1 pseudogene is annotated in these 994 nt (G+C 47.6%); it reads left to right on the plus strand.

Annotated elements, in window-relative coordinates:
* A pseudogene (gene metL, locus R7Q46_RS25390) lies at positions 1–994 on the plus strand (bifunctional aspartate kinase/homoserine dehydrogenase II); the annotation flags it as partial.

Genomic DNA, 994 nt, shown 5'->3' on the forward strand with positions numbered 1-994 from the left:
GCTGAAGTATCTACAAGATCTTGCAGTTGAAGCTGAAATCAAACTCAAAGAAGGCTATTCACTTGTGGCCGCTGTCGGAGCGGGCGTAACGAAGAATGCCAACCATTGTTTTGGTTTTTACCAAAAATTGAAGCACGCACCAGTTGAATTTGTTTCTGAAACTGAATCAGGTTTAAGCCTAGTTGCGGTACTGCGTCGCACCGATACCGAAGCATTAGTGCAGTTGATTCACAGCCAGTTATTCCAAGCGCAAAAGCGCGTAGCGGTAGCGTTATGTGGCAAAGGCAATATCGGTTCTAGCTGGTTAAATCTATTTGCGACTCAGAAAACAGAACTCGAAAAACGCCACGGTATGAGCTTTGACTTAGTCGCCGTTGTCGATAGCCAGACATATTGGTTTGATGAAAAAGGTATTGATGCGGCGGCGGTTGCCGACAAGTTTGATGATGAAAGTATTGAGAACGATGGGACGTGGCTGAGTCGGTTAGGCGATTTACAAGGTTATGATGAAGCCGTGGTATTGGACGTGACCGCGAGCAAAGAGTTGGCGCAACGTTATGTTGATATCGCTCAGCAAGGCATTCATTTAATTTCTGCTAACAAAGTTGCAGGCTCTGCCGACAGTCAGTACTACCATCAAGTGCAAGATGCATTCGCGAAAATCGGTCGTTACTGGCTCTACAACGCGACGGTTGGGGCAGGGTTACCTATCAACCATACCGTGCGAGATCTGCGTGAAAGTGGTGACGAGATTGTGGCGCTATCCGGAATCTTCTCGGGAACACTTTCTTGGCTGTTCCAGCAGTTTGATGGCTCGGTGCCGTTTAATGAGTTGGTCGATTTAGCGTGGCAGCAAGGATTAACAGAACCGGATCCGCGTGCTGATTTAGATGGCTCGGATGTCATGCGTAAACTGGTTATCTTAGCGCGTGAGTCTGGTCTGGATATTGAACCGGATAGCGTAAAAGTGGAATCACTGGTGCCTGAAGAGCTT

It is taken from the genome of Vibrio sp. 811, assembly GCF_033339195.1.